5 protein-coding genes are annotated in these 6,394 nt (G+C 58.8%); all 5 read right to left on the reverse strand.

The annotated features are described in order from the left end of the window. Positions 1–2: 2 nt before the first annotated feature. Positions 3–1,523: an aldehyde dehydrogenase family protein gene (locus QP324_RS10370; protein WP_284815989.1), complete on the reverse strand. Its 1,521-nt coding sequence runs from the start codon at positions 1,521–1,523 to the stop codon at positions 3–5. A 244-nt stretch (positions 1,524–1,767) separates the two neighbouring features. Further along, complete coding sequence (locus QP324_RS10375) at positions 1,768–2,217, reverse strand: heat shock protein transcriptional repressor HspR (RefSeq protein ID WP_049378992.1); 450 nt, start codon at positions 2,215–2,217, stop codon at positions 1,768–1,770. A gap of 20 nt (positions 2,218–2,237) precedes the next feature. Continuing rightward, the gene (dnaJ, locus tag QP324_RS10380; protein ID WP_239279379.1) at positions 2,238–3,443 is read right to left on the reverse strand and encodes a molecular chaperone DnaJ; all 1,206 of its coding nucleotides are present in this window, start codon (positions 3,441–3,443) and stop codon (positions 2,238–2,240) included. A gap of 97 nt (positions 3,444–3,540) precedes the next feature. Next, positions 3,541–4,248, reverse strand: coding sequence for a nucleotide exchange factor GrpE (gene grpE, locus QP324_RS10385; RefSeq protein WP_239279380.1), 708 nt, complete (start codon positions 4,246–4,248; stop codon positions 3,541–3,543). Beyond that, on the reverse strand, positions 4,248–6,098 hold the full coding sequence (gene dnaK / locus QP324_RS10390; protein ID WP_005325523.1) for a molecular chaperone DnaK: 1,851 nt from the start codon (positions 6,096–6,098) through the stop codon (positions 4,248–4,250). Before dnaK ends, grpE begins: the two co-directional genes overlap by 1 nt. Positions 6,099–6,394: the final 296 nt, after the last annotated feature.

Here is a 6,394-nt window from a genome sequence, read left to right on the forward strand (position 1 = left end):
CTTTAGAACAGGCCGGCCGGCTGGTCCGAATAGGAGACCAACATATTCTTAGTCTCCTGATAGTGGCCCAGCATCATCAAGTGGTTCTCACGGCCAAGGCCAGATTCCTTGTAGCCACCAAAGGCGCTATGTGCTGGGTAGTCGTGGTAGTGATTGACCCACACGCGGCCGGCCTGGATATCGCGGCCCGCGCGGTAGCAGATGTTTTGACTGCGCGACCATACGCCGGCACCAAGGCCGAAGTTGGTGGCGTTAGCGATTGTGATCGCCTCGTTATAGTCCTTAAACGTAGCTACGGAGAGCACCGGGCCAAAGATCTCCTCCTGGAAGATGCGCATGTCGTTATTTCCCTTAAACACGGTGGGCTCGATGTAGTAGCCCTTTTCCAGGCCTTCCACCTTGTTCACGTGGCCGCCCACAAGAGTCTCCGCGCCTTCTTGCGGACCGATCTCCAGGTACTGCTTGATCTTGTCCATCTGCTCCTGGGAGGCCTGCGCACCCATCATGGTTTCCGTATCGAGTGGGTGACCAATCTTAATCTTCTTGACGCGCTCAACGGCCAGTTCCAAGAACTTATCCGCAATGTCTTCGTGCACCAGCGCGCGCGATGGGCACGTGCAGACCTCGCCTTGGTTAAGGGCGAACATGACAAAGCCCTCCACGCACTTTTCCAAGTAGGAATCGTCTTCATCCATGATGTCTTTGAAGAAGATGGACGGGGATTTACCACCCAGTTCCAAGGTAACGGGGATGACCTTGTCAGCGGCGGCCTTGTTGATGATCTTTCCTACCGGGGTAGAGCCGGTGAAGGCGATTTTGGCAATGCGGTCCGAACCGGATAGTGCCGCACCGGCTTCATCTCCCAGGCCATTGACGATATTGAGCACGCCGTCAGGAAGAAGATCACCGATGATATCGATGAGCAACAGGATGGATGCTGGTGTCTGCTCAGCCGGCTTCATGACAATGCAGTTTCCAGCAGCCAGCGCTGGCGCAATCTTCCAGGCGGCCATGAGCAACGGAAAATTCCACGGGATAATCTGGCCTACGACGCCGAGCGGCTCATGGTAGTGATAGGCCACGGTGTCCTGGTTGAGCTGGGACAGGCGGCCCTCCTGGGCGCGGATGGCGCCAGCGAAGTAGCGGAAGTGATCCACGGCCAGCGGAATATCAGCGGCCAGAGTTTCGCGTACGGCCTTGCCGTTCTCCCAAGTTTCCGCGACCGCAATCTTTTCCAGGTTTTCCTCGATGCGGTCCGCAATGCGATGCAGAAGCAATGCACGCTCGGCCGGGGTGGTTTTACCGAAGGTTTCGAAGGCCTTTTCCGCGGCATCGATAGCCAAGTTGATATCGGCTTCTTTGCCGCGAGCTACCCGGCAAAATACCTCGCCGTTTACTGGACTGATGTTGTCCATGTATTCACCATCGACGGGCGCCACCCACTGGCCGCCGATGTAGTTGTCATAGCTTTCGCGGTAGTCAACGATGGAGCCTTCGGTTCCCGGGGCTGCATACAGGGTCATGCTGTGTGTCCTTTCCTGGAGAAAATTACGGGTAAAGGTGTTATGCGACACTAATATTCCTGCCTGTGTCTTACATCACCAACCTGCTAGTCATCCTAACCCTAAACTTTGCAATGCGCACTGATTACAGTTACCCCCTTTGCAAATATTCACATGCCACCGCGAGTACGCAGGCAGAAGAAAACCCCGCATCCAGCGGGGAAGCTGGCTGCGGGGTTGGGTGTACTCGTCTGCAGAGCGAGAGTTAGTCTTGGCCGTATCCACGGCCGCGGGAGCGCTTGCGCTCACGCGCGGTACGCGGGCTCCACATCACCACGGAAGTGGACCGTGGTACATGGACAAGCTCGCCACTGCGCTGCGGGCGACGTCCAGCGGCCTGCTCGCGCAGGGCTCGGACCTCTTCAGCTAAAGCGTCGCGCTCAGCCTCGAGTCGATCGCGTTCTTCGGTCAACTCGATGATGGACTTGATGCCGGCAAGGTTGACGCCATCGTCCTGGGACAGCGCCTGAATCTTGCGCAACAGCTCAATATCCCGGTCAGAGTAGCGGCGGCCGCCGCCACGGGTACGAGCCGGGGAGACTAAGCCCATACGGTCATAGGTGCGCAGGGTCTGGGCGTGCATTCCGGATAGTTCCGCAGCTACGGAGATGACGTAGACCGCGGTGCCGGAATCTTCTGCCTTTCCAGTGCTCATTTCTTAACACACCTCCTGCCTTAAGCATTCTCGGCGCCGGCCCAACCCGCACGCGGGTTGAAACCGGAGTCCTTTTCCGCTTGAGCATAGGTGCGCAGTGCGCTGGAGGCGGCGGCATCGAGCTTGGTGGGCACGGTAACCTGCACGGTAACCAGCAGATCGCCGGAGTTGCCACCGCGCTTGGCGATGCCCCTTCCGCGCACCCGCAGCGTGCGTCCATCCGGCGTACCAGCGGGGATCTTCACGCGCACCGGGTTATCCAAAGTAGGAACCGCGATGGTATCGCCCAAGGCCAGCTCCGTGAAGGAAACCGGAACGGTGACATGGAGGTCATCGCCCTCGCGGGTAAAGACCTTATCCGGCTTTACAGTCACCGCTACGAACAGGTCACCGGCCGGTGTGCCGTTGGGACCTGCTTCGCCCTGGCCGGCGAGGCGGACTTTTTGTCCATCGATGACGCCGGCAGGGATGCGCACGGTGATATTGCGGGTGCGGTGAACCGTGCCAGTGCCGTGGCAATCCTTGCACGGATCCGTGATGCGGCGGCCGGTGCCATCGCAGTCCTTACACGGGGCAGAGAAACCGAAAGCGCCGCGGTTCTCCGAGGTAAAACCGGTACCGCTGCAGGTGCCACAGGTAGAGGTCTTGCCGGAAGCGGAGCCCGAGCCGTGGCACGTGGTGCACGGCGCATTGCCGCTGAGCGCTAGGGGAATGGTGGTTCCCTTAGCGGCCTCGCGGAAGTCGAGGGTTATTTCCGTTTCGACGTCGGCCCCCCGCGACGGTTTAGCTGAGTGGCCAGCACTACCGCCGCGGTTGAAAACGCTACCGAAGATATCCCCAACACCGCCGCCTTGAGACGCTCCTCCAGCGGATCCTCCGAAGAGGTCCGAGAGGTCGAATTCTTGCGCACCTTGTCCACCCATGCGCGTGGATCGAAACCCGCCGGGAAATCCGGCGCCTCCCATCCGTCCAAAGCCGCCTCCATTGCGGAGCATGGCCTTGAACTGGTCGTATTCCTTGCGCTCGGTGGCGTCGGAAAGCACGTCGTAGGCTTCCGCAACCTTTTTGAACCTTTCCGCTGCCGCGGGGTCGTCCGGGTGGGTATCGGGATGATTCTCGCGCGCTAGCTTGCGGTAAGCACGCTTAATCTCGTTCTGGTCTGCGGACGAGGAGACCCCCAGATCCGCATAGTAATCTTTGTCTGCCCATTCGGGTTTAGCGCTCACTGGGCATCTCCTCCTTTCAAAGAGAATCGATACAAGTTAAGTAAAAGGGCGCCGCGGGAAGGTCACTAGTCAATTCCCAGGGCGCCCTTTATGTTATTTACTCAGATTCTTCCGAGCTGCCGGACTCATCGCTGGGGTCCGCGATGATGACCATGGCATTGCGTACGAGCCTGTCGCCCACGCGGTAGCCCTTGCGCAGCACGGTGCCAAGCACCTGCTCATCGCCGGAGGACAAGTCCTGCACGGCTTCGTGGACCTCAGGGTCGAAAGCATCGCCTTCCTCACCAAAGGCAGCGAGGTCGTGCTTTTCCAGCGTGCTGTGGAGCTTATCCGCAAACGCCTTGAGCGGGCCTTCCAAGTCGCCGTGTTCACGAGCCAGTTCCAGGTCATCAAGGACAGGCAGCAAATCTGCGATGACCTTGGCCTTGGCGGTCTCGATTACGGCCTGGCGGTCGCGCTCGGTGCGGCGGCGGTAGTTGGTGTATTCCGCATTGAGACGCTGCAGGTCTTCTGTGCGTTCTGCCAACTGTGCTTCCACATCGCTAGCGCCGGTGCCTGCGGGCTCTTCGCCCGCTGCTTCGGCTTCTACCTCATCAGCGTTGACATCTGCCAGCGCTTCTTCGAGGTCAGCATCGAGGGTGGGATCCAGCTCGGCTTCTTCGGTGGCGTCAGCCTGTGCTTCCTGCGCAGCCTGGGCCTCCTCGGCCTGCTCGGCAGCAGCCTCAGCGCGGTCAGCCGAGGTAGCCTCCGGATCCGTGTTTTCCGGGTCGCCTGGGTTGTGCGGCATTCCGCTGTCCTGAGTCATTACTTGTTGCCATCCTTGTTCTCGTCCTCGTCAACGACCTCAGCGTCGACGACGTTCGGGTCACCCTGCGCAGCACCAGCATCGGCAGCACCCTCGGCGCCTGCCTCAGCAGCCTGTGCCTCGTAGATCTGCTTGCCCATCTCCTGGGATTCGGTGGACAGCTTCTCCACTGCAGACTTGATGGCCTCGAGGTCATCGCCCTTCAGAGCCTCATCAACGGCGTCAGCAGCCTCGGTGACCTTGGTCTTAACATCCTCGGATACCTTGTCGGCATTGTCATCCAAGAACTTGCGGGTCTGGTAGGAGGTGGACTCTGCGTTATTGCGCAGCTCCTGCTCCTCGCGGCGCTTCTTGTCCTCTTCAGCGTGCTGCTCAGCATCCTTGACCATGCGGTCGATTTCTTCCTGGGACAGGCCGGAACCATCCTGAATCTTGATGGTGTTTTCCTTGCCGGTGCCCTTGTCCTTTGCGGTCACGTGGACGATGCCGTTGGCATCGATATCGAAGGTGACCTCAATCTGGGGAACACCGCGCGGTGCCGGAGCAATACCGCCGAGCTCGAAGGAGCCGAGCAGCTTATTAGCGGTAGCCATCTCGCGCTCGCCCTGGAAGACCTGAATCTGTACGGAAGGCTGGTTGTCCTCTGCGGTAGTGAAGGTCTCGGACTTCTTGGTCGGGATGGTGGTGTTGCGCTCGATGAGCTTGGTCATCACGCCACCCTTGGTCTCAATGCCGAGGGACAGCGGGGTGACGTCGAGAAGCAGCACGTCCTTAACCTCGCCGCGCAGCACGCCTGCCTGCAGGGCAGCGCCGACTGCAACAACCTCGTCCGGGTTAACGCCCTTGTTGGCATCCTTGCCGGTCAGTTCCTTAACCAAGTCAGATACGGCTGGCATACGGGTGGAGCCACCAACGAGAACAACGTGGTCGATATCGCCGACGGAAAGGTCAGCGTCCTTGATGACCTGGTTGAACGGAGCCTTGGTGCGGTCCAGCAGATCCTGGGTGATCTTCTGGAACTCGGTGCGGGTCAGGGTCTCATCCAAGAACAGCGGGTTCTTGTCGGAGTCAACGGTGATGTACGGCAGGTTGATGTTGGCCTGCTGGGAGGAGGACAGCTCAATCTTGGCCTTCTCTGCAGCCTCGCGCAGACGCTGTACGGCGCGCTTATCCTTGGTCAGGTCAACGCCCTGGGAGGTCTTGAAGCGGTCTACCAGCCAGTCGACGATGCGCTGATCCCAGTCGTCGCCACCCAGCTCGTTATCGCCGGCGGTGGCCATAACCTCAACGACGCCATCGCCGATTTCCAGCAAGGAGACGTCAAAGGTGCCGCCACCCAGGTCGAATACCAGGATGGTCTGCTCCTGCTCGCCCTTTTCTAGGCCGTAAGCCAAAGCAGCTGCGGTTGGCTCGTTAACGATACGGAGCACGTTCAGGCCTGCAATCTGGCCAGCTTCCTTGGTGGCCTGGCGCTGTGCGTCCTCGAAGTATGCAGGAACGGTAATAACGGCGTCAGTAACATCCTCACCGAGGTAAGCCTCTGCGTCGCGCTTCAGCTTCATCAGCGTGCGAGCGGAGATTTCCTGGGAGGTGTAATCCTTATCATCAATGTTGATCTTCCAGTCGGTGCCGATGTGGCGCTTGACGGAGCGAATGGTGCGGTCAACATTGGTTACCGCCTGGTTCTTAGCGGACTGGCCGACCAGGATTTCGCCATTCTTTGCAAAAGCAACGACGGAAGGCGTGGTGCGGGAGCCTTCAGAGTTAGCGATAACGGTGGACTCGCCACCCTCCAGTACGGAAACGACGGAGTTCGTCGTACCAAGGTCAATACCTACTGCGCGTCCCATGATTTCTTCTCCTTTTATCTTGGGGTAATTAATAAAGTTGACTGTCAGTGACTCAACTTCTCGTTGCGTCCGAGCGCTACTGTAACAGAACTTCTACGTCCGGTCACGCAACCTTGAGCCTGTGTCACTCAATCTCTACAACGGGTAGCCTACAAAAGTTATTCCCCGCGACTCAACTTTTCTTGTAAACCTTGCCTTTATGCAGCTCAGCCCCGCCCTTGAAGTGTCCCAGGTTTTGTTCCGTTTGAGTAGATGGGAAAATCTGGAATATGCCAAGAAAATTTGACCAGGATGCA

It is taken from the genome of Corynebacterium sp. UMB0012 (assembly GCF_030216265.1).
In the GTDB taxonomy this organism is placed as follows: domain Bacteria; phylum Actinomycetota; class Actinomycetes; order Mycobacteriales; family Mycobacteriaceae; genus Corynebacterium.